This is a genomic window from Psychroflexus sp. MBR-150 (genome assembly GCF_053628795.1).
This window is the reverse complement of sequence record NZ_JBRJHB010000016.1, coordinates 1-23,984: the sequence shown is the minus strand read 5'-3', so window position 1 is coordinate 23,984 and position 23,984 is coordinate 1. Positions and strand designations below refer to the sequence as shown.

Sequence of the window (23,984 nt, the reverse complement as noted above, 5' to 3'; positions counted from 1 at the left end):
GGCGTATCGGGGCGTTGCCCTACTTACGCCCTAAATCATAGCTGTTTACTTTGCAGGTATGCTTCTATTGTTTCAGGTTCATTTGAAAGGTCTTTTACTATTGTACGCCAATTTTCGCCCCCTATTTCAATAAGGTGGCTTGGTTTATTTATGTCGTAACTGTTGGTAATATTGTTGAACTCCCTGTAAAATCTATGTCCTTTTCCTGCTCCAATTCTTTGACTTCCTATTTTTTCCAATTCCTTTTTTTGCCCAATAGGGAAACTTTCGCCTTTGGCGTTACATTCAATTAAATAGGCTAAAACATAGTGTTTAGCTGTGTATTTTATATTATCGTTTTCGGTAGTTGTTTGTTGAGGTGGTAAGGTTTGTTTCTGCTTCAAATACGCCTTGTAACGGTCTTTTAATATTTGATAGTCCGTTTTATTGATTGGTAATTTTTCAAGGCTTAAAAGTTCTAATTTTATCTTTTCTGCAAGTGTGTAACTCTCTTTGTAAGTTGCCATTCTTTGAGTAAAGAATGTTTCTTTATGCTTATCCCAGTTTTCAGGGGTTAAAATACTATCGTTGTTTCTTTGCTTTACGTCTTTATAAATTTTCCCCTCATATTCAAGGTCTGCAATTACTTCAATTTGAAAAAAGTTAAAATCTGCAAGGTTGTTTAAAATTCTTTCCTTAGTCTTATTCATTGGTGTAGGTAATATAAATTTTGTTTGCCCTTGCTTATTAAATCTTTGTGCTGCTTCTGTAATACTGTTTACTTCTATTGCTTTTGTTTCAAAAGGTTCAAATTCATTTTGTTCGGTGTCTTTGAAGTAGTCAAATATGCTTTTGGCTAATTCGTCCAGTTTATCAAAGAAAAATTGTAAGGATAAAAATGTGCCGTGTGTTTGGCTTCTGTATTCAAGGTATTGGCTTTTGTGTTTGAATATTTCGGGCAAATCCTTATTACTGAAATTATCTTTTAATTGGCGTATTTCGGTTTCAGTTCCGTTAAAATTATAACGGGGTTCGTTTTCAAAGCTGCATACATTCAATTCTTTTGCCTTTGCTTTTATCAAATTAGCTGTATTGTCCTGCAAGGTTTTAAACTTACTTTCAAGTTCAGCCTGTACTTTGTTGTACTGCAATTTGTCTTTGTAGTTCTGTTCGGGCTTTAACTGGTTTCGTTCTTTATCCAGTTGTTCCAGTTCCTTTATTAAATCGTTGTACTGGTTGAAGTTCTCAATATTTGAGTGTAGGTATTCAATAAATTGAAATAAGGCTTTTATTTTATCTGTTATCATTTGTCTTTTATGCTTTAAGTGGTTACATATCCAGTTTAATTTTATTGGCTGCTGTTCGTTTGGCTTCATCAACTATTTTGGCGTAAACCTGCGTTGTTTTCAGGTCTTTATGTCCTAACATCTTGGAAACGGTGTAAATGTCCGTACCGTTAAACAGTTGTAAGGTGGCAAACGTATGTCTGAAACAATGAAAGGTAATATCCTTTGTTATTCCTGCTGCTCCGATCCATTGAAATAGGTGTTTGTTATGGTATGCTGAATATTTAAGCCCCTCAAATACGGGTTTATCCTGTGGCATATCCTTTGGGTTTTCTGTACCCTCTGTAAAGCTGTACGCCTGTTCTGAAATTGGTAATACCTCAACGCCTTTGGTTTTCTTTTGGTTGAAGTTCAGGAAATACCCTTGCCCGTTTATGTATTCCAGTTCGCCCCAAACCATTTTTTGAATATCTGAAAACCTCAACCCTGTAAGTGCTGAAAATAGGGCTGCACGTTTCAATAAAACATCATTGCAAGGGGTTTTTACAAGTTTATTCAGTTCCTCAATAGTCAAGTATTCCCGCCTTGTTTCGTCGGCTTTAATGGGGTTAATTTTGGCGTTTAGGTCATATTGCAAAATACCGTCCTTATAAGCTTGTTTTAATGCAGCTTTAACCTTGTTAAAATACGAATGCGCTGAATTTTGGGAAAGGGTTGTTTTCTTACTTCTTTTGCTTTTGGTATTCAAAAGATGCTCTTTAAAATCCTCAAAAATCTTTTCGTTGAGGTCGGCAAATTTCAAACTGCCGTTTGTAAAATCTTCAAGGTAATTTAATGAAGATGTCCAACTGTTATAATTGCTTCCTTTTTTCTTATCGGTCAACTTCCTGAAATACTCAACAAAACATTGTTCGCCTAATTCCTTTAACCTTAGTTGTTCCTTTTCGTACTGGCTGTAAATTTCAGGCTTGTTTAAGAAGTTTTCACGCTTTTGGCGTATGCTTTCGCCTATTTTCAAGGTTTCAGTATTGTGCTGTTTGTTAATAGGTGTTTTGGGTTTCTCAAAAATGTAAAGTCCTAAAAACTCCCTGCGTGTGGGTTCGCCTGTTTCGGGGTGTGGTATCGGTGGGTAAAAGTCAAGGTACAGGCTTTTACGCCCCTTGCTTATTTTCTTTTGTCTTAAACTTACTTTTGTTGCCATTGTCTTTTATGCTATTTGTGAAAACCGTGAAAAATGTGAACGGCTGAAACAAACTTTTTTTTTACGTCAATAATTCATCAATAATATGTTTAGGTACATAAGCGTACCAACCTTTTTTTATTTTGGGTATGTTGTTTCTTTTGATTAACTGCTGTAAGGTACTTTCAGAAACTCCGTATTTGTCCTGTACATCTATTAAAGTGTAACAGTCTTTAATATCGTATTGTATCGATTCAGCTTCTTTTGTTTGGGGTTGGTTATTGCTTTGAAATAGTTTGTCTATTTCAGAACGCTTTATCCTTGTCATTCTTTGCCCCAAGTTCACGGCTGAAATAGTACCGCTTTCAATGTAGTAATATGCTGAACGTACTGAACAGTTTAATAATTGGGCTACTTCACGAACAGTTAAAAACTCTTTTGCTTTCAGTTGCTCAATAGGTTGGCTTTTTATTTGTATGGTTTCAGTATTTGACTGTTTAACCTTTTCGGCTCGTTTACGGGCTTTGTACGCTCTTTGGCTGCACTTATGGGAACAGTATTTAGTTACCGTTGTACGGGCTGTAAATTCCTGCTCACAATACTGGCAAATACGTTGTACCTCAATTTTACTGCTCATTTGATAGCTTTAAATGTCATTAAGTATATTTAAGTGCAATTAAGTGCAAAATAAAAAGGGTTAAACCCTGCTTTTTGTACCTCAACTGCATAAAGGTACAACAAAGGTACAAATTTGTACCGAATAAACGTATAACATCACAAAATAAATAGTATTTTTGTTTCAAATAAAAAGCCCAAATAAAGGGCTTAATAGTAGTTTTTAGTATGTTTTCTAAATGTTTGTTTTGTGGTGGTTACTTTCCAATACAAAAATTCCCAAAAATATTGCCCAGTAACTCATCATTTGTTACTTCACCTGTGATTTCTCCGAAGTGATACAGGGCTTGACGAATATCTATGGCGAGTAAATCTCCTGTTAAACCTGTGTTTAAGCCATCTTGAACGCGGTTCATTTCTTCAAGAGCACTTTGCAAACTGTTGTAATGCCGAGAATTGGTGATGATAGTGTCTTGATTGTGCAATCGGCCTGTATCTACATAGCTGATAAGTTCATCTTTGAGTTGATCTATTCCAGTTTTGGTTTGGGCAGAAATAAACTCAACTTCAGGAAGCTGTTGTTTGATAAACTCTCGGGTTTCTTCGCTAACTTTATCCATTTTGTTTGCCAAAATCAATAAAGGTTTGTTGGGGAATCGGGTTTTGATTTTGTCGATTTCTTTAACAATATGTTTTAAATGAGATTGATCACTTTCAACCAAAGACGCATCAAAGAGTTTAATCACAATTTGAGATTGGTCTATTTTTTCAAAAGTTTTTTTGATGCCGAGACCTTCTATTTTATCTTTAGTCTCACGAATGCCTGCGGTATCTATAAAACGAAACCCAATGCCTTTTATAGCCAGCTCATCTTCAATGCTATCACGTGTGGTTCCAGCAATATCAGAAACTATGGCACGCTCTTCGTTGAGCAAAGCATTCAGCAAAGTTGATTTGCCCACATTAGGCTCGCCAACAATGGCCACGGGAATGCCTTTTTTAATCACATTACCGATGGCATAAGAGTCGATAAGATCTTTTAAAGTTGATTGTATTTCAGTTACTAAATTTTGAAACTGCTCTCTATTAGCAAACTCTACATCTTCTTCTGAAAAGTCAAGTTCAAGTTCGATTAGGGATGCAAAATCTAACAATTTTTTTCGTAAATCTTTCAACTGATGAGCAAAACCACCACGCATTTGTTGCATCGCAATTTGGTGTGAAGCTGCGTTGTCGCTTGCAATTAAATCGGCTACCGCTTCGGCTTGGCTTAAATCCATTTTGCCATTGAGAAACGCCCGCATCGTAAACTCACCAGGCTTGGCTGTTCGGCAACCGTTGCGGATTAAGAGTTGTATAATTTGCTGTTGAATAAACGGACTGCCATGACAAGAAATCTCAACGCTTGGCTCGCCAGTATAAGAGCGTTGACCTTTAAAGACACTGACCAAAACTTCATCAACAATTTTTTGATGATCAATGATATTGCCGAGTTGTAAAGTGTGCGAAGCTTGTTGTTTTAAAGTTTTACCGCTTTTAGATTTGAAAATAGCATCCACAATTTCTATGGATTGTGGTCCAGAAACACGCACCACAGCAATAGCACCTGTGCCAGAAGCTGTAGCTAAAGCTACAATGGTTTCGTCTAAAATCATTTGCCTAATTTCTTACGACAAAAATAACAACTCCTTTTACGCAAATGCTCAAAGGTTTAAATATTTTTTGAAATATTCCCATGGTAGAATGACAAGGGGTTTGTCATTCCGACGGCAGGTTGTCATTCCGACGATAGGAGGAATCTCTCTTTCACGTATTGGTTTTCATTTCACCAAAAGATTCCTCTACCGAAGCTTCGGTATCAGAATGACAAGGGGTTTGTCATTCCGACGATAGGAGGAATCTCTCTTTCACGTATTGGTTTTCATTTCACTGAAAGATTCCTCTACCGAGGCTTCGGTATCAGAATGACAAGGGGTTTGTCATTCCGACGGCAGGAGGAATCTCTCTTTCACGTATTGGTTTTCATTTCACTGAAAGATTCCTCGTCACTGCGTTTCCCTCGGAATGACAAGGGGTTCGGTTCACTGAAAGATTCCTCTACCGAGGCTTCGGTATCGGAATGACAGGGGTTCACATCGAGTGTTTGGACTATAAATGTTGAGGTGTTTTGAGATGTAAAATCTTTAAGTTTAAAAAACATTACAGGCTTTGCTTTATAAAAAATAATTGTAATTTTGAGGCATTAACTAAAAGCCAATGACTCAAAATCCCTTAGTGTCTGTCATCATCCCGACCTATAACCGGGCACATTTAATCGGTGAAACTTTAGACTCGGTCTTGGCACAGACTTACCAAAATTGGGAATGTATCATTGTGGACGACGGCTCTACGGACAACACCGACGAAGTGGTTGAGGCTTACGTTAAAAAAGACCAACGTTTTAAATATTATCACCGACCTGACGAACATCTCCCTGGTGGTAATGGGGCAAGAAATTATGGATTTAAAATGAGTCATGGAGAATATGTGAATTGGTTGGACAGTGATGATTTATTTTCAGAAAATAAAATTGAAGAGCAATTAAAATTGATAAAAGGAAAATCTTATGCTGTCAGTACCTGTAAATGGGGAAGGTTTGAGCATAAAAATGATTTTAAATTAAAAGAATTAGAAATTTATAAAGATTATCAACCTGGATACTTACTCATAAAAGATTATGGTAAAAAAGGTATGTTTTTTCCTTCACATTCTTTTTTAGTAACTAAAGAAGTAATCATTAAGTCAGGTTTATGGAATGAACGTTTAAAAATCAACCAAGACGGGGAGTTTTTTTGTAGGGTTTTAACAAATACTCGTAAAGTAATTTTCAGTAAAAAATCTCATGTATTATATAGAACTAATTCCAATAACAAAACAAGTGATTTAACCTCTGAATTAAAAGCTAAACACGCTATTTTAAGCTGGAAGTTAATAAATAATCATCTCCAATTAATACATGAAGATTTTTTCGAATATACTAATAAAGGCAAGTTTTACATTTATGATAAAATAGCCAAAAATTATAGAAAATTAATTATAGAACACTCTTGTTTTTTTAAAGAACAAATACGCTTTTATTCATTAAAAAATCGTGTTTTAAGAAAACTAAAAAAAATGTTTTCGTGAAAAAAAAAGTATTGATAACAGGTCCAATTGGTGGCATATATGGTAGAGATGTTGAAGCTAATTTGGTAGCTAAAGCTTTAGAAAAAGATTACGAATTATCTTTTTTTTCAACTGGCATTGTTTCCAAAAATCCAATATGCATCTCTGGAATAAAAAATGCTAAAATAACTTCAATTCGGGCTAAGTATTTAAACAATCCTATACTTCTTTTTTTTGCAATTGTTTCGTGGTTTGTGAATCGTTTTAAACATGACTTGGTCACCTATTCTAAAAATAAAATCAATGCTAAGCTGATTGGAAAATTTAACTGGGACTTAAAAATTATTGAAAACCAAATCAAAGATAAAGATGTAGTCATTTGCTTTGTTCAACTCTCAAGCTCATATCTTTCTGATATTATAAAATTATGTAAAAAACACAATGTAAAAATTGTAATCAGAACAACTGGTTTTATTAGCAGCTGTCCTTTAAATCTCGATTTGGTTAAACAAGTAGATTTGTTTATTCATCACTCCACATCAAATAAAAATAATTTAGAAAAATTCTCACAACATAATTTTGTGATAATTGATCAATCTACAACTTTAGAAAACAAATTAGTTAAAATCAATTTTAATAGTAAAAAAAATGTTTATAATTTTGGGTATGTTGGTAGATTGGATAGTGATAAAGGTATTTTAGAAATTATTGAAGTCGCTATAAAATATCATTTTAAACTCATTATTGCTGGTGATGGCGAATTAAAAAATAAGATAGAACAATTGTGCAAACAAAATGATAATATTTCTTATTTAGGTCATATAAATTTTAATGAGTTACAGAATTTTTATAAAGAAATAGATGTTTTTTTAATCAATTCTAAAACTGAAACTGGACCGCTGACTGGTTTAGAAGCGATGTGCTCTTCTTGTTTTATAATATCTAAAAAAGTTGGTGCAATGCCAGATAGATTAATAGATAATGAAAATGTTTGGATTGTAAATGGATTAGAAAATGCTTTAAAGAATTTCTATAAAATGGATAAAGATATTATCAAAAATAGAGCTCAAAAAAACAAAGATATTTATTTGAAAAATTACAGTTTAAAATTAATAAAAAATAAATATCTATCAACTATTAATACTTTATTAAATGCGTAAAGGCACAAACCCCGCTAAACACCAAGACAATAAAGTCAAAACCGATCACTTTCACCAAGTGATAGTGCCGGTATATTTACCTAATTTAGAAGGTTACTACAAAGAAGGCTTAGATATTTTAAAACTGTGTTTAGAAAGTATTGCTTTAACTACACATGATAAAACCTATATCAGTGTGGTCAATAATGGCTCTTGTCTTGAAGTTGAAGCCTATTTAAATCAGTTATTACAAGACCATAAAATCCACGAAGTGATTCACACGACCGCTATTGGCAAAATCAATGCCATTGCCAAAGGCCTTGCTGGTCATAATTTTGATTTAGTGACTATTACTGATGCTGATGTATTGTTTACCAATGGCTGGCAGAAAGCGGTTTATGATATTTATGAAAATTTTCCTAAAGCGGGAATGGTGGGGACAACGCCTAATAGACTAGGAGCTAAATATCTAACTGAAAATATATATTTAAATTATTTGTTTAAGAAAAATAAAATAAAAATTGTAAAATCACCTAGAGAAGAAGATATTATTTTTTTTTATAAAAGTATTGAAAAATCATTTAATAAATTAGATTACTATATTTATATAATTAAAGAAGATAATTTGAAGGCTACCATTGGTGCTGGACATTTTTGTGCTACATATAGGAAAAAAAGTTTATTAGGTTTTAAGAAATTTGGTAAAACAAATTTAAAAATGGGTGGCAAAATTATGAATTCATATATTGATAAACATATATTTAGTTTAAATTTATGGAGGTTAAGTACTTTTTATAATTATACTTATCATCTTGGTAATAACAAAGAACAATGGATGGCTGAAAAATTTAAAGAAATTCATAATGAACTATCAGAAATTAAAGAACCTATATTAAATAACGTCAATATTAGAATACTTGACTTTATTAGGTTTAATTTTTTAAAAAATAAATACCTTAAAACATTAATTTATAAAATTCATAAAATTGAGTAGTAAAGTCATATTAATATCACACTTACCAATACCCTATCGAGGCATTGGGAGTTGGACAACTTTATATGACAATTATATCACTAAAAGTGAACACCAAATTGATACTATCATTTGTCCGCCTTTAGTTAAAAAAAAATATCCTGATATTAACTACGAATTCTTTACCGTTTCTAAGTTTGTTAAATTAAGAAATAAATTATTTTCTAATCGTTTTTATCATATCATAAAAACACTTGAAGCATATATATCAAAAAATAAGCAACATAGTTTTATAATTCAGATCATAGACAACCTTGGATTTGTATTTGCATTAAATGATTTTCTTATCAAAAGCGGGCAAAGAAGTAAAGTTTATATACAATATTCATTTCATGGCTTTTCAATACAAAATGAAAGTGTAATGAAAAAAATAAACAACAGTTGTGATGAGCTTATTTTATTGACAAATCTTGCTTATAAAGATAACTTGAAACGCCATACGCTTTTGCCAAAACACGTATCAGTTTTAAACAACGGTATCGATACTCAAATTTTTAAAACATCTAATGAGAAACAAAATAGGGAAGTGACCACATTTTTATGGTGCAGTCAAGATCGCCCTAAAAAAGGACTTCACATTATCCTAGAGATTTGGTCAGAGTTTCATAAACAATTTCCTAATACTGAATTAAAAATAGTAGGTAATCACAAGGCTTATCATGGAAAAGGGATTAAAAGTTTGGGCAGAATACCAAATAAAGATTTACCAAAAATTTACCAAGAAGCAGACGTTTATTTATTCCCAACACTTTGTCATGAGGGTTTTGGTCTTACATTAGCAGAGGCTTTACATTGCGGTTGTTTTTGCATAGCGTCAAAAATTGGTGGTGTGCCTGAAGTTTTAAATCATGGCGAATATGGTTGGCTCATCAATGAACCCCACAATGAAAAAGAATGGTTAGGTGCTATGGTTAAATATATGAATAAACAACCTAAACATCCTAAAATTCCAAAAGACAAATTTAGTCTTGAATCTTGGTCTGAAGGTATGAATGAAATTATAACCAAAGCAAAGAATAGAAATTAATAATATTTATTCTACATCACCTTCACCCAAAAACCCCCAAGCCTCCATATCACGCTTTAAGGTTTTTCCAATAACATTTTTAAAATCAGAAGCGGCAATGCCATGGTTTTTTGGTTTTTTGGCTTCTAAGTCTTCAAATGACAACACATGGCCTTGAGGCAAATCTTTGTTGACCGCCAGTGATTTTTCAAAAATAGATTTTAAAGATGAAAATGCACTATTATCATTTTTATCAATCGGATGGTCTAAGGCGGTTGAAATATCACGAATGCCATTGACCAAATCATGGGTTTGGTCTAAAGTTAAACTCGAACTGCTGTCAGGACCAAATTGCTCTTTTGAAAAAGCGACGTGAAACTCTACAATTTCAGCCCCTAAAGCTACCGCGGATAGACCTGTAGATACTTTTCCAGAATGGTCTGAATAACCAACTTTAGTGCCGTATCTTGATTTTAATTCTTGAATTACGTTAAGCCCATAAGCCTCAGGTGGCGTTGGGTAAGCTGTTGTGCATTGCAAAACGGAGACCTCTATGTTTTGATTTTTTAAAAAAGAAACCGATTCATCTAATTCTTCAAACGAACTCATACCTGAAGACAATATCACAGGCTTTTGGGTTTGTGCAATTTTTTGAAGCATCAACAAATTATTGACTTCACCTGAGCCTATTTTATAACGCTTCACTTCCAGTTCTTCCAACCAATCTACAGCTTCATTACTAAACGCAGACGCCATAAACTCAATACCTGCATCATCACAATGTTGTTTTATGCCTTTCCATTGGTCTTTAGTAAATGACATGCGTTGCCAATACTCATAGCGCGTAGCATCTTGTTGACTAAACTTAACACGAAATGGCTCGTGAATACTGCTTTCAGCATGAGCCAAGTGTATTTGAAATTTAACAGCATCAACACCGCGACTAACCAAAGCGTCGATATAGGCATGTGCCATACCAAGGCTTCCGTCGTGAGCTTGTGCCACTTCTGCTATGGTAAAAACTTTTTTCATAACTCAATTTTATTTGAGTCAAAATTAGCCAAAAAGATAAGATATCCTTAGCCATTAAACAATTAAAAAATTATTTTTACCAAATAAATTTACTTTTATGAATAAACGTAAAATTTGCGTTGTTGTTACCGCTAGACCATCTTATAGTCGTGTAAAAACCGTTTTAAAAGCAATAGACCAACATTCTGAACTTGAGCTTCAGCTTGTAGTTGCAGCATCTGCTTTACTACCGCGTTATGGCACTGCTGTTGATTTTATCAAAGCTGACGGATTTCAAATAGACGCAAAGGTGTTTAGTGTTTTAGAAGGCGAAAATACTGCAGCTGCGGCAAAAACCACAGGTTTAGGTATTTTAGAACTTTCAAGTGTTTTTGAAAATCTACAACCCGATATTGTCGTAACCGTAGCCGATAGGTTTGAAACCATGTCCACCGCCATTGCAGCTTCCTATATGAACATTCCTTTGGCACATCTGCAAGGTGGAGAAGTTACGGGCAATATTGACGAAAAAGTCCGCCATGCTATCACCAAACTTGCTGACTATCATTTTGTGTCATCAGATGATGCCTATAGACGTGTCATCAAACTTGGTGAAGACAAATCGTCGGTGTTCAACACTGGTTGCCCGTCTATAGATTTGGCAACACCGGTACTTAAAAGCAAAAATTTAAGTTTTGACCCTTACCAAAAATACGGTGGCGTTGGTCATGAACCTGATTTAAAAAACGGGTATCTCGTTGTGATGCAACATCCTGTAACAACGCATATCAAAGAAAGTCGGCAACAGATTGAAGAAACCTTAAAAGCCATAGATGCATTAAAATTGCCCACGCTTTGGTTTTGGCCCAACATCGATGCAGGTGCTGATGGTACTTCGTCGGGCATCAGAGCTTATAGAGAATATCACGAGTTGAAACACGTGCATTTCTTTAAAAATTTAAGTGGTGAAGATTTTTTAGAACTCATTTACCACTGCAAAGCCTTGATTGGTAATTCAAGTGTTGGCATTAGAGAAGCTTCTTTTCTTGGCGTGCCAGTTGTCAATATTGGTGATAGACAAAACAGACGCCAACGCGGACAAAATGTCTTGGATGTGGAATGTGAAACACAAGCCATTACCAAAGCCATAAAAACACAAATAGCTGCTGATATTCCAAAATCAAAAATTTATGGTCAAGGCGATTCGGGTCAACGTATTGCTGATCTTTTAGCTCAAGTTGAGTTAAAGTTTTATAAGACGATTTGTTATTAGTTTTTGGTTGGTCGTTGGTCGTAAACAAATTTTAATAAAAATCAATCATAAAGTAATAGAATCATGGATTACAAAGAGTTAGAAGTCTGGAAAGCAGCTATGGACTTAGTTGTTGAAATTTATAAGATAACTGAAAAATTCCCGAAATCTGAAAAATATAATTTGAGTGGTCAAATGCGTGATGCTGGAGTATCTATTCCTTCTAATATTGCTGAAGGGTCTTCAAGACAATCCTATAAAGATTATCATAGATTTATATTAATTTCATCTGGATCTTGTCGTGAATTAGAAACTCAAGCTTTGATTGCTAAACGCATAGGCTATGAAGTGCCAGATGATATTTTTGAAAGAATTGAAAGACAAAAAAAATTAATAAACGGAACCAAAAGATATTTGAAAACTAAAATTCGTAAATAGTTAATCGAGTAATTGATATAAAAAGATATGCATCACAACCGTTCAACCAACAACGATCAACGAAAAACAAGAAACGAGAGACTCAAAACCCTCGCCATCATCCCCGCTCGTGGTGGCAGTAAAGGCGTGCCAGGAAAGAATATTAAAGAATTTAATGGAAAACCTTTAATACAATATGCCGTTGATTGCGCTTTAAATTCTAAAGAAATAAATCGAATACTTGTTAATTCTGATGACCAGGAAATACTTGATTCAGTAAATACTCAGCAAGATCCAAAAAGAATTACTAAACAATTAAGACCTGAAAATTTAGGAAAAGATAACTCATCAATTGTTGATGTTGTATTAGATGCATTAAAAAGATTAGAAGATAACTTTGACATTATACTATTAATGCAAACAACATCACCTATTAGGTCTCCAAAAGATATTACTCAGATTATTAAATATTTTGAAATTGATAAAAATTTAGAAGCCGTCATAAGTGTAATACCAATGGAAGATATGCATCCTGCGAGAATGTATGAATTAGACCAAAAGAGTCATTTGTCCCCATTGATAAAATCTGATGAATCAACACATAGGCAGAACTTAAAACCTATTTATTTTAGAAATGGTTGCTTTTATGCCATAAAAACAGAAGCTTTTTTAAAACAACAAACTTTTATGCCAAAAAATAAAAAAGCTTACGTGATGAATCCAGATCATTTATTAAACATAGATACACAAAGAGACGTAAAGCTTGCTGAAGTTTTAATTAAAGCTTGGGAAAATAAAGAGTTATGAAACTTGTAATCACTGAACCAAAAGATTTTAGCTTAAAAGCTTTAGATTTATTAAAATCTAAATTTGAGGTCATACAATTAGCCGATATCAACAACCTAAACGAAATTATTGAAACTGTAGATATTTTATTTATAAGATTAGGGGTTATACTAAATGATAAAATACTAAAAAAAGCTAAGGTCTTAAAGTTTATTTGTTCGCCTACAACAGGTTTAGACCATATAGATATTGAATACTGTAAAAATAAAAACATTAAAGTGATCTCTCTAAAAAACGAAGTAGATTTTTTAGGAAGTATTCCTTCTACAGCAGAACATACTTGGACATTACTCACTGCTATAAACAGAAAACTGCATCTTGCACAAATTGATGTAAATTCTAAACACTGGGATAGAAATAAATTTAAAACATATAATCTACGAGGTAAAACGTTGGGGATTTTAGGTATAGGTAGAGTCGGCAAACAAGTTGCCAAATTTGCTTTAGCCTTTGGCATGAAAGTTATAAGTTATGATACGGATAAAAGACAAACCTTTGAAAATATTGAGTGTGTTAATCATCCGGAGGATCTTTTTTTAAAATCAGATTTTGTGAGCATACACATTCCTCTAAATAAAAACAATGAAAAATTCGTGAACAACAATCTTATTAGTCTGATGAAAAAAGAAGCATGCATCATTAATACCTCAAGAGGCAAAATTTGGGATGAAGATGCCATTGTCAAGGCTCTATTAACTAAAAAAATAAGAGGCGTAGCTACAGACGTAGTCTATAATGAAGTTTCAGCATCTATTTTTAATTCTCCCATTTTTAATATTGACACTTCTCAATATAATTGTATCATCACACCACATATTGCTGGTGCAACTTACGACTCAATGGCTATGACTGAGGTTTTTATTGCTAATAAACTTTTGAAAAATGTCTAAAAAACCTAAAATACTTATATTGATTCCAGATGTTACTGGCATAAAAAATTATCTACTTTCAGATTTTTTAAAGTTTTTACATCAACATTTTCCACTGTTCTAACATCAACATTTTCCACTGTTCTAACATCAACTTTTCTCCCTGTTTTAACATCAACCTTTTTTCCCCTGTTTTAACATCGAGTCTTTCCCCCTGTTTCAACATCGAGTTTTTTCCCCTGTTTTAACATCGAGTTTTTTCCCCTGTTTTAACATCAACCTTTTCCCCCTGTTTTAACATCGAGCGTAGTCGAGATGTGGGTTGGTGGTTCTCGACTTCGCTCGAACTTGAAACAATGAAAAGCTCGAACCTAAAACAAACTTGTTTTAACATCGAGTCTTCCCCCTGTTTTAACATCAACCTTTTTCCCCTGTTTTAACATCAACCTTTTTTTTTCCCTGTTTTAACATCGAATCTTCCCCCTGTTTTAACATCGAGTCTTTTCCCCTGTTTTAACATCAACCTTTTTTTTCCCCTGTTTTAACATCGAATCTTCCCCCTGTTTTAACATCGAGCGTAGTCGAGATGTGAGTTGGTGGTTCTCGACTTCGCTCGAACCTGAAACAATGAAAAGCTCGAACCTAAAACAAACTTGTTTTAACATCAACCTTTTTCCCCTGTTTTAACATCAACCTTTTTCCCTTTTCAACATCGAGTCTTCCCCCTGTTTTAACATCAACCTTTTCCCCCTGTTTTAACATCGAGCGTAGTCGAGATGTGGGTTGGTGGTTCTCGACTTCGCTCGAACTTGAAACAATGAAAAGCTCTAACTTGAAACAAAAAAATAGCTCTAACTTGAAACAAAAAGATAAAACACCAACTTGAAACAGAAAGAAAGGACTCGAACTTGAAACAAAAAGATAAAACACCAACTTGAAACAAAAAAAATAGCTCGAACCTAAAACATAAACTACATAATCAAGCTTCTTTTTCTAACATCAAAAAATCATCCTCTGTTTTAACATCAACCTTTTCCCCCTGTTTCAACATCGAGTTTTTTTCCCTGTTTTAACATCAACCTTTTTCCCCTGTTTTAACATCGAGTCTTCCCCCTGTTTCAACATCGAGCGTAGTCGAGATGTGGGTTGGTGGTTCTCGACTTCGCTCGAACTTGAAACAGAAAGATAAAACACCAACTTGAAACAAAAAGAGAAAACTCGAACCTGAAACAAACTTGTTTTAACATCGAGCGTAGTCGAGATGTGGGTTGGTGGTTCTCGACTTCGCTCGAACTTGAAACAGAAAGAGAAAACTCGAAGCTGTAACAATAAAAAGCTCTAACTTGAAACATTTTTGATAGAAATATTAAAAAATTATATCTTAGTAGATTTAAAATTATAATTAGAAAAATGAAAACCTACTTCGTTTATATTATTCAATGTGCTGATAACACCTATTATACAGGGATGACGAATAATATTAATAGGCGTTGGAATGAACATTGTTATAGCAAAGAGAATAAAACTTCATATACATATACCCGAAAACCATTGAAACTCGTGTTTTACGAAGCTTTTAACGATGTAAATCAAGCTTATGAGTTTGAACGAAAAATAAAAAAATGGAGTAGAGCTAAGAAAAAAGCTTTAATCAATAAAAATTGGGATAAATTAAAAAAGTTGTCTGAATGTCAAAATGATACACATTATAAGCTAAAAAATAAAGCTTAAATCAGCCAAATAATAGATATGAACTTTTTTATAAAATCATGTTTCTTTTCCCTGCTCTAACCTTGAGCTTTTTTTCCTTATTCTAACATCAACCTTTTTTTTCCCTGTTTTAACATCAACCTTTTTCCCTTTTTAACATCGAGTCTTTTCCTGTTTTAACATCAACCTTTTCCCCCTGTTTTAACATCGAGCGTAGTCGAGATGTGGGTTGGTGGTTCTCGACTTCGCTCGAACTTGAAACAATGAAAAGCTCTAACTTGAAACAAAAAAATAGCTCTAACTTGAAACAGAAAGATAAAACACCAACTTGAAACAATGAAAAGCTCTAACTTGAAACAAAAAGACAAAACACCAACTTGAAACAAAAAAAATAGCTCGAACCTAAAACAAACTTGTTTTAACATCGAGCGTAGTCGAGATGTGGGTTGGTGGTTCTCGACTTCGCTCGAACTTGAAACAATGAAAAGCTCGAACTTGAAACAAAAAAAACAGCTCGAACCTAAAACAATAAAAAGCTCTAACTTGAAACAAAAAGATAAAACACCAACTTGAAACAAAAAAAATAGCTCGAACCTGAAACAAACTTGTTTCAACATCGAGCGTAGTCGAGATGTGGGTTGGTGGTTCTCGACTTCGCTCGAACTTGAAACAGAAAGAAAGGACTCGAACCTAAAACAAACTTGTTTTAACATCGAGCGTAGTCGAGATGTGGGTTGGTTCTCGACTTCGCTCGAACTTGAAACAATGAAAAGCTCGAACTTGAAACAAAAAAATAGCTCGAACTTGAAACAGAAAGAAAGGACTCGAACTTGAAACAGAAAGAGAAAACTCGAACCTGAAACAAACTTGTTTCAACATCGAGTTTTTTCCCCTGTTTTAACATCGAGTCTTCCCCCTGTTTTAACATCGAGCGTAGTCGAGATGTGAGTTGGTTCTCGACTTCGCTCGAACTTGAAACAGAAAGAGAAAACTCGAACCTGAAACAAAAAGAAATAGCTTGAACTTGAAACAAAAGTAATTTTAAATTTAATCCAGGTATAAACTTTGGTTTAAAAAAACATAATTAGATTTGTAATGCAATTAAAATTAACTAATCAATGTGTGGCATATCGGGAATTATTGGTTCTAAAGCCAAAATGGAGAACATCAAGCAAATGACAGATTCACTTGTTCATAGAGGTCATGACAACATCAACAACTATATTAGTAATCATTATATTTTAGGTCATAATCGACGGGCTATTATAGATATAAACACAAACGCAAACCAACCTTTTACTCTACCAAACAAACCTTATCATCTGGTTTTTAACGGCGAAATATACAATTACTTAGAACTCAAAAAAGAATTGATAGATTTAAATCATCATTTTGAAACAAATTCAGACACAGATGTGGTTCAAGATGAAATATCTCATAATATTTTTGCATCTCCAATTTTTAAAATAGATACTTCCAAATATAATTGTATTATAACACCACATATAGCTGGTGCAACTTACGACTCAATGGCTATGACTGAAGTTTTTATTGCTAATAAACTTTTAAAAAATGTCTAAAAAACCTAAAATACTTATTTTAATCCCTGATGGAACAGGGATAAAAAATTATCTACTTTCAGATTTTTTAAAGTTTTTACATCAACATTTTAATGTAATCTTGGCCCATAATTTTGATAAAAGTATTGAACCGCATTTATCACTAAGTCCAAATCACTACAAAAAAGTAAATATTCCAGCTTATAAAGAAAAGCCCCAACACAAATTTTATAGAGAAGCCTTGTGTTATGCCAGATTACACTATAACGCAAAAATCAAAAATAACCCTAGTATTTTAGTAAATTGGAGACGTCAATTTAAAAATCTACCAAAAAAATTATTTTATAAATGTGTTGAATTTTACGGTAGTTATTTATCCAAAGATTATTCTCGTATAAAAAACACAACTGAGACTTATCACAAAACAATTCTTAACTGCCAAAGTATAAATCCTTTTTTAAACTTATTAAAGCAAGAGAAGCCTGATATAGTTTTTACAACTCATCAACGTTCAGCTCTTAATATTCCTTTATTTGCAGCAGCTAAACAATTAAATATCACTTCAGTATCAGTAATTTATTCATGGGACAATATGCCTAAAGCGAGGATTCCTTACTTTAGTGATTATTTTATGGTTTGGTCGGAATATATGATGAATGAATTTAAAGATTATTACCCAGAAATTGATTTGAATCGAGTTAAAGTTACAGGAACACCGCAATTTGAATTTTATTTGGATTCTTCAATGATTAAAAATAAAAATGATTTTTGCAATGAACATAATTTAGATACAAATAGACCTATAGTTTGTTTTTCAGGTGACGATAGACTGACATCACCTTTTGACCCTGAATATTTAGACGATATGGCTTCGCATTTTTCTTTAATAGATGAGTCTATTCGACCTCAAATTATTTTAAGACCTTCACCGGCTGATGATGGTAGTCGTTTTAAACCCGTTTTAAAAAAGTATCCTGATATAAAATTTGCTCCTGCAGACTGGTATGAAAGTGATAATCAAAAACATTGGGCAGTTAAATTTCCTAAACGAAATGATATCAAACAACTTGTTAGTTTAACTTATCATGCTGATGCCGTTGTAAATGTCGGTTCTACTATGGCTCATGATTTTGCGATGTTTAAAAAACCTGCATTTTATTTAAATTACAACCCAAAACTCAAGGATTTTACTAAGATGACACCACATAAGAAAAAATGGAATGTAGAGACCATTTATAAATATGAGCATTTTAAATCTATGCAAGACTTAAACCCTGTCTTTTGGATAAACCAAGTCAATGATTTTTCAAAAGTCATTAATAAAATAAATCAATTTGATGAAAATGTAAAGCGAGATCAAAAACTTTGGCGAGATAAAATTATAGGTGAAAATTTGTATAAAGATGCCTCTCAAAATTTAACTCACACACTTAAAAATTTAAACTAATGCACATCGTATTCCTCACATCAGAATATCCTAAAGACGGTTTTCCACATGGTGGCGTTGGGACTTTTATCCGTATTTTGGCAAGAGGTCTTGTTCAGCATAAAATTGATGTCAGTATTATAGGTTTAAATTATATTGCCAAAGACGAAGTAGAGAACGACGAAGGCGTAAATATTTATCGTTATCAACGCTCAAAAACACCTAAAATGGGTTGGTACCTCAACAATAAAACATTAAACAAAGCCATAAAAAGTTTACACCAAAAACAACCTATTGATGTTGTAGAATCAACAGAATTGGGTTTGGCATTTATCAACAAAATACCAAGTATAAAATACTTGATTCGTTTGCATGGTGGTCATCATTTTTTTGCTGAGTCTGAAAACCGCGGTGTTGAGTTTTGGAAAGCCTTTCAAGAACGCCGTAGTTTTAGAAAAGCCGACCACATCATCGGGGTCAGTGAATATGTGCTCAACCATACGGCTAAGTATTTAGATTTTGAGGACAAACGCGGTGAAGTGATTTATAATCCTGCCAATCTCAACATGTTTTATAAAGCCGATTTATCCAAAGAAATTAAAGGGCGTATCTTTTTTGCAGGCTCAATTTGTGAAAAGAAAGGCATAAGACAGCTCGTCAAAGCTATGCCAAAAATCAAACAAGCTGTGCCAGAAGCTCATCTCGTTGTAGCTGGACGAGATACCAAAATAAGAGGCACGCAAAATTCATATTTGGCTTATCTTAAATCTGAAATCCCTAAAGCTGTTGAAACAGACATTGAATTTTTGGGGTCTATTGAAAACACACAAATTCCCAAAGAAATAGAAAAAGCTGAAGTTTGTGCTTATCCCTCGCATATGGAAGCCATGCCACTGGCGTGGATAGAAGTTTTGAGCATGGGCAAAGCCTTTGTAGCAAGCAACTTAGGACCGGGACCAGAAGCGGTAAATCACGGCGAAACGGGTTTGCTTTGCAATCCATTAAATATCGACGACTTGGCTAATCAAGTCATTTATATGCTACAAAACCGTAAAGAAGCCCATCAAATGGGACAAAACGCTATAAAAGATGTTCAAAAACGCTTTAGTTTAAACGTGCTTTTAGAAAAGAATATTGAGATGTATAATAAGTTAGTTAGTTAAAATGGTATCATCATTAAAATCAGATTATTTGAAATATAAAAAATACGGCGGTAATTTTTTCAGTATCCTATTTTTTACTCAAGGGTTTTGGGCGTTAATTCAATACCGTTTTGCAAACTATATTTACACGTCTAAGCTTCCTGTATTTTTTAAAAAAATGATTTTGTTTTTTTGTTTAATATGGCAAAAATGGATTGAAATTTTAACTGGTATCTCTATTCCTGCAAGTGTAAATATTGGTCAATCATTTTATATTGGACATTTTGGGAATATTATCATCAATTCAAAATGTATAATAGGTGATAATTGTAACATTTCTCAAGGCGTTACTCTTGGAGTTTCTGGTCAAGGAGAAAAAAGAGGAACACCAACTCTTGGCAATAATATTTATATCGGAGCAAATGTGGTTATAGCTGGAAAAATTAATATAGGGAACAATGTAATCATTGGTGCTAATTCCTTGGTCAATAAATCAATTCCAAACAATTCTATTGCTATTGGTGTTCCCGCAAAAGTTGTTAAAGAAATTGATAAAAACGCATACCTATAAAATAATGAATTTTCTTGTGTTGTCTTCAGCTCCCTTAATAAAAAATGAGAAAAGTTATTCAGCATATTCACCATATGTCAATGAATTAGAAATTTGGCATAAATCTGGAAACATAACTTTTTCGTTTTGCTGCCCAATTTGGAATAATGATAAAGGGCTTTTAAACAAGCCTATAAAATTTAAAATTAATCATATTTTTAAGCTAAATGAGTTTAACATAAAAAACAAATTAAATTTTGTTAAAGCAATAATCAACTCAATTAAAAACATTTTTACTATTTACAAAGCCATGAAACAAGCCGATCATATTCACTTGCGTTGTCCAGGTAATATGGGTTTGTTGGGGTGTTTGGTTCAAATATTTTTTCCTAAAACCCCAAAAACCGCCAAATATGCTGGCAATTGGGATCCTAAAGCCAAACAGCCGTGGAGCTATAACTTGCAAAAATGGATTTTAAGCAACACATTTTTAACCCAAAACATGCAAGTTTTGGTTTATGGGCAATGGCCAAATCAAAGTCGGAATATCAAAGCTTTTTTCACCGCCACCTATCACGACAACGAAAAAGAAGCCCTGTTTGTGAGAGATTACACCAAACCTTGGCATTTTTGTTATGTGGGCAGCATGTCAAAAGGCAAACGCCCACAATTGGCATTTCAACTGGTGCATCAACTCAGACAAAACGGCATTGAAGCCAGTTTGCACTTTTATGGTGATGGAAAGCTCAAATCCGCTTTACAAAATCATATCAAAGCCCATAACGCCGAACAATGGGCGTTTATGCATGGCAATCAGCCCAAAGAAAACGTCAAAAAAACTCTTAAATACTCACATTTTCTCATTTTACCGAGCCAATCTGAAGGTTGGCCTAAAGTGGTTGCCGAGGCGATGTTTTGGGGTTGTATTCCTATTGTGACGCCAATTTCATGCGTGCCATGGATGTTAGATAATGGAAATCGCGGTATCTTGATAGATGCCGAAAATATAGAAAACAGTGTTGAAAAGTTAATAGCTTTAAAATCAACTCCAAAACAATTGGAAAACCTATCCTCAAACGCAGCCCAATGGTCAAGACAATATACACTTGATAAATTTGAATTAGAAATTAAAAAACTTTTGGTTGAGAATTAATATTCTAAGCCTGCAAAGTTTTAATAAATATGAGCGTGAAATATCATAACTTTTAAAAAGTTAAATTAAAAATATGAAAAAAAATATAAAAGCTTTATTTATAGGTGGTGCTGGTCATTCTGGCACGACAATGCTATCAAAAATTTTTGCTTCACACCACAACTCTTTTAGTGTAAATGGGGAATCTCGCATTTGTGACTCGTATAGTTATATATCTAAAGAATATAACAAACTGGAATCAGATATAAATAAACTCAAATTTTTAGAAGACACTGCTTTTTACGGCGTAAGTTTTAAAAAGAAGCTATATCAATATGAACAGAAAAAAAATAACCCATTAAAAAATATTTTATCACATCAAAAAATATCAGGTTCTTTTCACAGGGATTACCATTTAATTATTCAACGAGCGCTTACAGAAAAAAACTTAGATTTCTTTGTCGAAAAAACACCGTCTAATGTTTTTCACGCTAAAGAAGTGTTTACACTCATTCCAGAATCAAAACTTTTAATTATTCATAGGGATGTACGCGATGTTGTTGCATCACTTAAAAAACGATATTTAACTTTATTAGAAAACCCTGAAGTATATAAACACAACTTAGACACCAAAAAACTTGACAAAGATTATAACCTTGTTATTGATGCTCTGATGTGGAATAGAGTTGTATTAAATTCTTATAAAGCCCTTTCAAAATATGGAAGTGAAAAAGTAAAAATTATCAGATACGAAGACTTTGTGAATGATGCTGAAGCACATACAAAATCTATTTGCGATTGGTTAGATATCGATTTTCAACCACAAATGCTTGACCTTAAAGCCAGAAATTCCGCTGACCAAAATATAAAGCGTGAGAAAGGGGTATCAAATTCATCTGTAGCAAATTTCAGTAAAACCTTAAACCACGAAGAGATTAAAGTAGTTGAAAAGTATGCCAAAAAAGGTATGCAAACATTAAATATAAAACCCTATCAAAAATCTAATATCATAAGCAAAAAAAAGGTGTTTCAATATGAAATAGAATCCTACTTAAAGGTATTGTCTAGAATAAAAAAACGTCTAACTTTAATGGAGCCTAAATATGCTTTAAATTTTTCTAAACGTTTTTTAAAAAAGTTGTTTAGTAAGTAATTGACAGGTAAGATCCTAAAATCTCAAAACTCTAAAACAATTATCAACCCAAGCCGCCCAATGGTCAAGACAATATACCTTAGATAAATTTGAAACTGAAATCAAAAAGCTTTTAGTTAAAGATTAATTTTCAAGCCAACAATGGGGGTTTGTCATTCCGTTTGTCATTCCGACGGCAGGTTGTCATTCCGACGATAGGAGGAATCTCTTTCACGTATTGGTTTTCATTTCACCAAAAGATTCCTCTACCGAGACTTCGGTATCAGAATGACAAGGGGGTTTGTCATTCCGACGGCAGGATGTCATTCCGACGGCAGGAGGAATCTCTCTTTCACGTATTGGGTTTGGTTCACTGAGAGATTCTTCACTCCGCAGGCTCCGTTCAGAATGACAAGGGGTTCGCAGGCTCCGTTCAGAATGACAAGGGGTTTGTCATTCCGACGGCAGGAGGAATCTTTCTCACGTATTGGTTTTCATTTCACCAAAAGATTCCTCTACCGAGACTTCGGTATCAGAATGACAAGGGAATGTCATTCCGACGGTAGGAGGAATCTCTCTTTCACGTATTGGTTTTCATTTCACCAAAAGATTCCTCTACCGAGACTTCGGTATCAGAATGACAAGGGGTTCGCAGGCTCCGTTCAGAATGACAAGGGGTTTGTCATTCCGACGGCAGGAGGAATCTTTCTCACGTATTGGGGTTCGGTTCACTGAGAGATTCTTCACTTCGCAGGCTCCGTTCAGAATGACAAGTAGAATGTCATTCCGACGGCAGGTTGTCATTCCGACGGTAGGAGGAATCTCTCTCTCACGTATTGGTTTTCATTTCACTGAGAGATTCTTAACTCCGCGAGCTCCGTTCAGAATGACAGGGGAATGTCATTCCGACGATCGGTTGTCATTCCGACCGCAGGTTGTCATTCCGACGGCAGGAGGAATCTCTTTTTCACGTATTGGGGTTCGGTTCACCAAAAGATTCCTCTACCGAGACTTCGGTATCAGAATGACAAGGGGTTTGTCATTCCGACGGCAGGTTGTCATTCCGACGGCAGGAGGAATCTCTCTTTCACGTATTGGTTTTCATTTCACTGAAAGATTCTTCACTTCGCAGGCTCCGTTCAGAATGACAAGGGGTTCGCAGGCTCCGTTCAGAATGACAAGGGAATGTCATTCCGACGGCAGGAGGAATCTTTCTCACGTATTGGGGTTCGGTTCACTGAGAGATTCTTCACTCCGCAGGCTCCGTTCAGAATGACAAGTGGGGTTGGCAGGCTCCGTTCAGAATGACAAGGGAATGTCATTCCGATACCGAAGCATCGTCACTGCGTTTATCTTTGAATGACTATTGTTAAGCTTTGTTTGGGGTGAGAAGTGTTAGGCTGTTGCTGGTCTAAGCATAGTTTTCAACGTTTGTTGATAACTAAATTTGGTATGCTCTATTCTATTTTATATTTTTGGATATCGATAATACGGAAAATATCGGTTTTAATACCAGCTCAAAAATATGAATACAGGCTAATCCTCATTCTTTTTTT

Annotated in this window: 20 protein-coding genes; 15 read left to right on the top strand and 5 right to left on the bottom strand. The window is 34.0% G+C overall.

The features are described 5' to 3' along the window. Positions 1-35 precede the first annotated feature (35 nt). The 4 genes from ACSSV5_RS09405 to mnmE all read right to left on the bottom strand — a co-directional run bounded on the left by ACSSV5_RS09405 (position 36) and on the right by mnmE (position 4,715). Entirely contained in the window at positions 36-1,286 is a 1,251-nt protein-coding gene (locus tag ACSSV5_RS09405) for a hypothetical protein (protein WP_454245667.1), read from the bottom strand. Positions 1,287-1,308: 22 nt separating this feature from the next. Continuing rightward, positions 1,309-2,466 (bottom strand): tyrosine-type recombinase/integrase, encoded by a 1,158-nt coding sequence (locus ACSSV5_RS09400; RefSeq protein WP_454245666.1) that lies wholly within the window; start codon positions 2,464-2,466, stop codon positions 1,309-1,311. Positions 2,467-2,527: 61 nt separating this feature from the next. Continuing rightward, the gene (locus ACSSV5_RS09395; protein ID WP_454245665.1) at positions 2,528-3,082 is read right to left on the bottom strand and encodes a helix-turn-helix domain-containing protein; all 555 of its coding nucleotides are present in this window, start codon (positions 3,080-3,082) and stop codon (positions 2,528-2,530) included. Positions 3,083-3,317: 235 nt separating this feature from the next. Next, positions 3,318-4,715 carry a tRNA uridine-5-carboxymethylaminomethyl(34) synthesis GTPase MnmE gene (gene mnmE / locus ACSSV5_RS09390; protein WP_454245664.1) on the bottom strand — a complete coding sequence of 466 codons (1,398 nt, stop codon included), beginning with the start codon at positions 4,713-4,715 and terminating at the stop codon, positions 3,318-3,320. 601 nt (positions 4,716-5,316) lie between these two features. Between mnmE and ACSSV5_RS09385 the strand changes: the two genes are divergently transcribed. The 4 genes from ACSSV5_RS09385 to ACSSV5_RS09370 are packed head-to-tail and all read left to right on the top strand — an operon-like array spanning position 5,317 to position 9,403. Next, positions 5,317-6,225 (top strand): glycosyltransferase family 2 protein, encoded by a 909-nt coding sequence (locus ACSSV5_RS09385; protein ID WP_454245663.1) that lies wholly within the window; start codon positions 5,317-5,319, stop codon positions 6,223-6,225. Continuing rightward, entirely contained in the window at positions 6,222-7,364 is a 1,143-nt protein-coding gene (locus tag ACSSV5_RS09380) for a glycosyltransferase family 4 protein (RefSeq protein ID WP_454245662.1), read from the top strand. The genes ACSSV5_RS09385 and ACSSV5_RS09380 overlap by 4 nt, the downstream gene beginning before the upstream one ends. Next, positions 7,357-8,337: a glycosyltransferase family A protein gene (locus ACSSV5_RS09375; protein WP_454245661.1), complete on the top strand. Its 981-nt coding sequence runs from the start codon at positions 7,357-7,359 to the stop codon at positions 8,335-8,337. Before ACSSV5_RS09380 ends, ACSSV5_RS09375 begins: the two co-directional genes overlap by 8 nt. Further along, positions 8,330-9,403, top strand: a complete 1,074-nt coding sequence (locus tag ACSSV5_RS09370) for a glycosyltransferase family 4 protein (RefSeq protein ID WP_454245660.1) — start codon at positions 8,330-8,332, stop codon at positions 9,401-9,403. Before ACSSV5_RS09375 ends, ACSSV5_RS09370 begins: the two co-directional genes overlap by 8 nt. A gap of 6 nt (positions 9,404-9,409) precedes the next feature. Here ACSSV5_RS09370 and ACSSV5_RS09365 read toward each other — a convergent pair whose 3' ends face one another. Continuing rightward, positions 9,410-10,414, bottom strand: a complete 1,005-nt coding sequence (locus tag ACSSV5_RS09365) for an N-acetylneuraminate synthase family protein (RefSeq protein WP_454245659.1) — start codon at positions 10,412-10,414, stop codon at positions 9,410-9,412. Positions 10,415-10,511: 97 nt separating this feature from the next. On the opposite strand from ACSSV5_RS09365, the gene neuC reads away from it, so the two are divergent. The 11 genes from neuC (at position 10,512) to ACSSV5_RS09310 (ending at position 22,449) form a co-directional block, all read left to right on the top strand. Continuing rightward, a complete protein-coding gene (gene neuC, locus ACSSV5_RS09360) occupies positions 10,512-11,666 on the top strand; it encodes a UDP-N-acetylglucosamine 2-epimerase (protein WP_454245658.1) in 1,155 nt (384 codons plus the stop codon). A gap of 63 nt (positions 11,667-11,729) precedes the next feature. Next, positions 11,730-12,083 (top strand): four helix bundle protein, encoded by a 354-nt coding sequence (locus tag ACSSV5_RS09355; RefSeq protein ID WP_454245657.1) that lies wholly within the window; start codon positions 11,730-11,732, stop codon positions 12,081-12,083. Positions 12,084-12,110: 27 nt separating this feature from the next. After that, positions 12,111-12,869, top strand: a complete 759-nt coding sequence (locus ACSSV5_RS09350; RefSeq protein WP_454245656.1) for an acylneuraminate cytidylyltransferase family protein — start codon at positions 12,111-12,113, stop codon at positions 12,867-12,869. Then, positions 12,866-13,798, top strand: coding sequence for an NAD(P)-dependent oxidoreductase (locus ACSSV5_RS09345; RefSeq protein WP_454245655.1), 933 nt, complete (start codon positions 12,866-12,868; stop codon positions 13,796-13,798). The genes ACSSV5_RS09350 and ACSSV5_RS09345 overlap by 4 nt, the downstream gene beginning before the upstream one ends. A 1,389-nt stretch (positions 13,799-15,187) precedes the next feature. After that, entirely contained in the window at positions 15,188-15,508 is a 321-nt protein-coding gene (locus ACSSV5_RS09340; protein ID WP_211066683.1) for a GIY-YIG nuclease family protein, read from the top strand. A gap of 1,097 nt (positions 15,509-16,605) precedes the next feature. Beyond that, on the top strand, positions 16,606-17,067 hold the full coding sequence (locus ACSSV5_RS09335) for a hypothetical protein (protein WP_454245654.1): 462 nt from the start codon (positions 16,606-16,608) through the stop codon (positions 17,065-17,067). Beyond that, entirely contained in the window at positions 17,060-18,493 is a 1,434-nt protein-coding gene (locus ACSSV5_RS09330) for a hypothetical protein (protein ID WP_454245653.1), read from the top strand. The genes ACSSV5_RS09335 and ACSSV5_RS09330 overlap by 8 nt, the downstream gene beginning before the upstream one ends. Next, complete coding sequence (locus ACSSV5_RS09325) at positions 18,493-19,635, top strand: glycosyltransferase family 4 protein (protein ID WP_454245652.1); 1,143 nt, start codon at positions 18,493-18,495, stop codon at positions 19,633-19,635. Before ACSSV5_RS09330 ends, ACSSV5_RS09325 begins: the two co-directional genes overlap by 1 nt. Before the next feature lie 28 nt (positions 19,636-19,663). Continuing rightward, positions 19,664-20,185, top strand: a complete 522-nt coding sequence (locus tag ACSSV5_RS09320) for a serine O-acetyltransferase (RefSeq protein WP_454245651.1) — start codon at positions 19,664-19,666, stop codon at positions 20,183-20,185. A 4-nt stretch (positions 20,186-20,189) separates the two neighbouring features. Next, on the top strand, positions 20,190-21,317 hold the full coding sequence (locus tag ACSSV5_RS09315) for a glycosyltransferase (RefSeq protein WP_454245650.1): 1,128 nt from the start codon (positions 20,190-20,192) through the stop codon (positions 21,315-21,317). 73 nt (positions 21,318-21,390) lie between these two features. After that, positions 21,391-22,449: a sulfotransferase family protein gene (locus tag ACSSV5_RS09310; RefSeq protein ID WP_454245649.1), complete on the top strand. Its 1,059-nt coding sequence runs from the start codon at positions 21,391-21,393 to the stop codon at positions 22,447-22,449. Positions 22,450-23,984 lie beyond the last annotated feature (1,535 nt).

Excerpts from the sequence above, each read along its gene's own strand:
- ACSSV5_RS09405 (WP_454245667.1), bottom strand. The coding sequence starts at position 1,286 with ATGATAACAGATAAAATAAAAGCCTTATTTCAATTTATTGAATACCTA.
- ACSSV5_RS09400 (WP_454245666.1), bottom strand. The coding sequence starts at position 2,466 with ATGGCAACAAAAGTAAGTTTAAGACAAAAGAAAATAAGCAAGGGGCGT.
- ACSSV5_RS09395 (WP_454245665.1), bottom strand. The coding sequence starts at position 3,082 with ATGAGCAGTAAAATTGAGGTACAACGTATTTGCCAGTATTGTGAGCAG.
- mnmE (WP_454245664.1), bottom strand. The coding sequence starts at position 4,715 with ATGATTTTAGACGAAACCATTGTAGCTTTAGCTACAGCTTCTGGCACA.
- ACSSV5_RS09385 (WP_454245663.1), top strand. The coding sequence starts at position 5,317 with ATGACTCAAAATCCCTTAGTGTCTGTCATCATCCCGACCTATAACCGG.
- ACSSV5_RS09375 (WP_454245661.1), top strand. The coding sequence starts at position 7,357 with ATGCGTAAAGGCACAAACCCCGCTAAACACCAAGACAATAAAGTCAAA.
- ACSSV5_RS09365 (WP_454245659.1), bottom strand. The coding sequence starts at position 10,414 with ATGAAAAAAGTTTTTACCATAGCAGAAGTGGCACAAGCTCACGACGGA.
- neuC (WP_454245658.1), top strand. The coding sequence starts at position 10,512 with ATGAATAAACGTAAAATTTGCGTTGTTGTTACCGCTAGACCATCTTAT.
- ACSSV5_RS09355 (WP_454245657.1), top strand. The coding sequence starts at position 11,730 with ATGGATTACAAAGAGTTAGAAGTCTGGAAAGCAGCTATGGACTTAGTT.
- ACSSV5_RS09350 (WP_454245656.1), top strand. The coding sequence starts at position 12,111 with ATGCATCACAACCGTTCAACCAACAACGATCAACGAAAAACAAGAAAC.
- ACSSV5_RS09345 (WP_454245655.1), top strand. The coding sequence starts at position 12,866 with ATGAAACTTGTAATCACTGAACCAAAAGATTTTAGCTTAAAAGCTTTA.
- ACSSV5_RS09340 (WP_211066683.1), top strand. The coding sequence starts at position 15,188 with ATGAAAACCTACTTCGTTTATATTATTCAATGTGCTGATAACACCTAT.
- ACSSV5_RS09335 (WP_454245654.1), top strand. The coding sequence starts at position 16,606 with ATGTGTGGCATATCGGGAATTATTGGTTCTAAAGCCAAAATGGAGAAC.
- ACSSV5_RS09330 (WP_454245653.1), top strand. The coding sequence starts at position 17,060 with ATGTCTAAAAAACCTAAAATACTTATTTTAATCCCTGATGGAACAGGG.
- ACSSV5_RS09325 (WP_454245652.1), top strand. The coding sequence starts at position 18,493 with ATGCACATCGTATTCCTCACATCAGAATATCCTAAAGACGGTTTTCCA.
- ACSSV5_RS09315 (WP_454245650.1), top strand. The coding sequence starts at position 20,190 with ATGAATTTTCTTGTGTTGTCTTCAGCTCCCTTAATAAAAAATGAGAAA.
- ACSSV5_RS09310 (WP_454245649.1), top strand. The coding sequence starts at position 21,391 with ATGAAAAAAAATATAAAAGCTTTATTTATAGGTGGTGCTGGTCATTCT.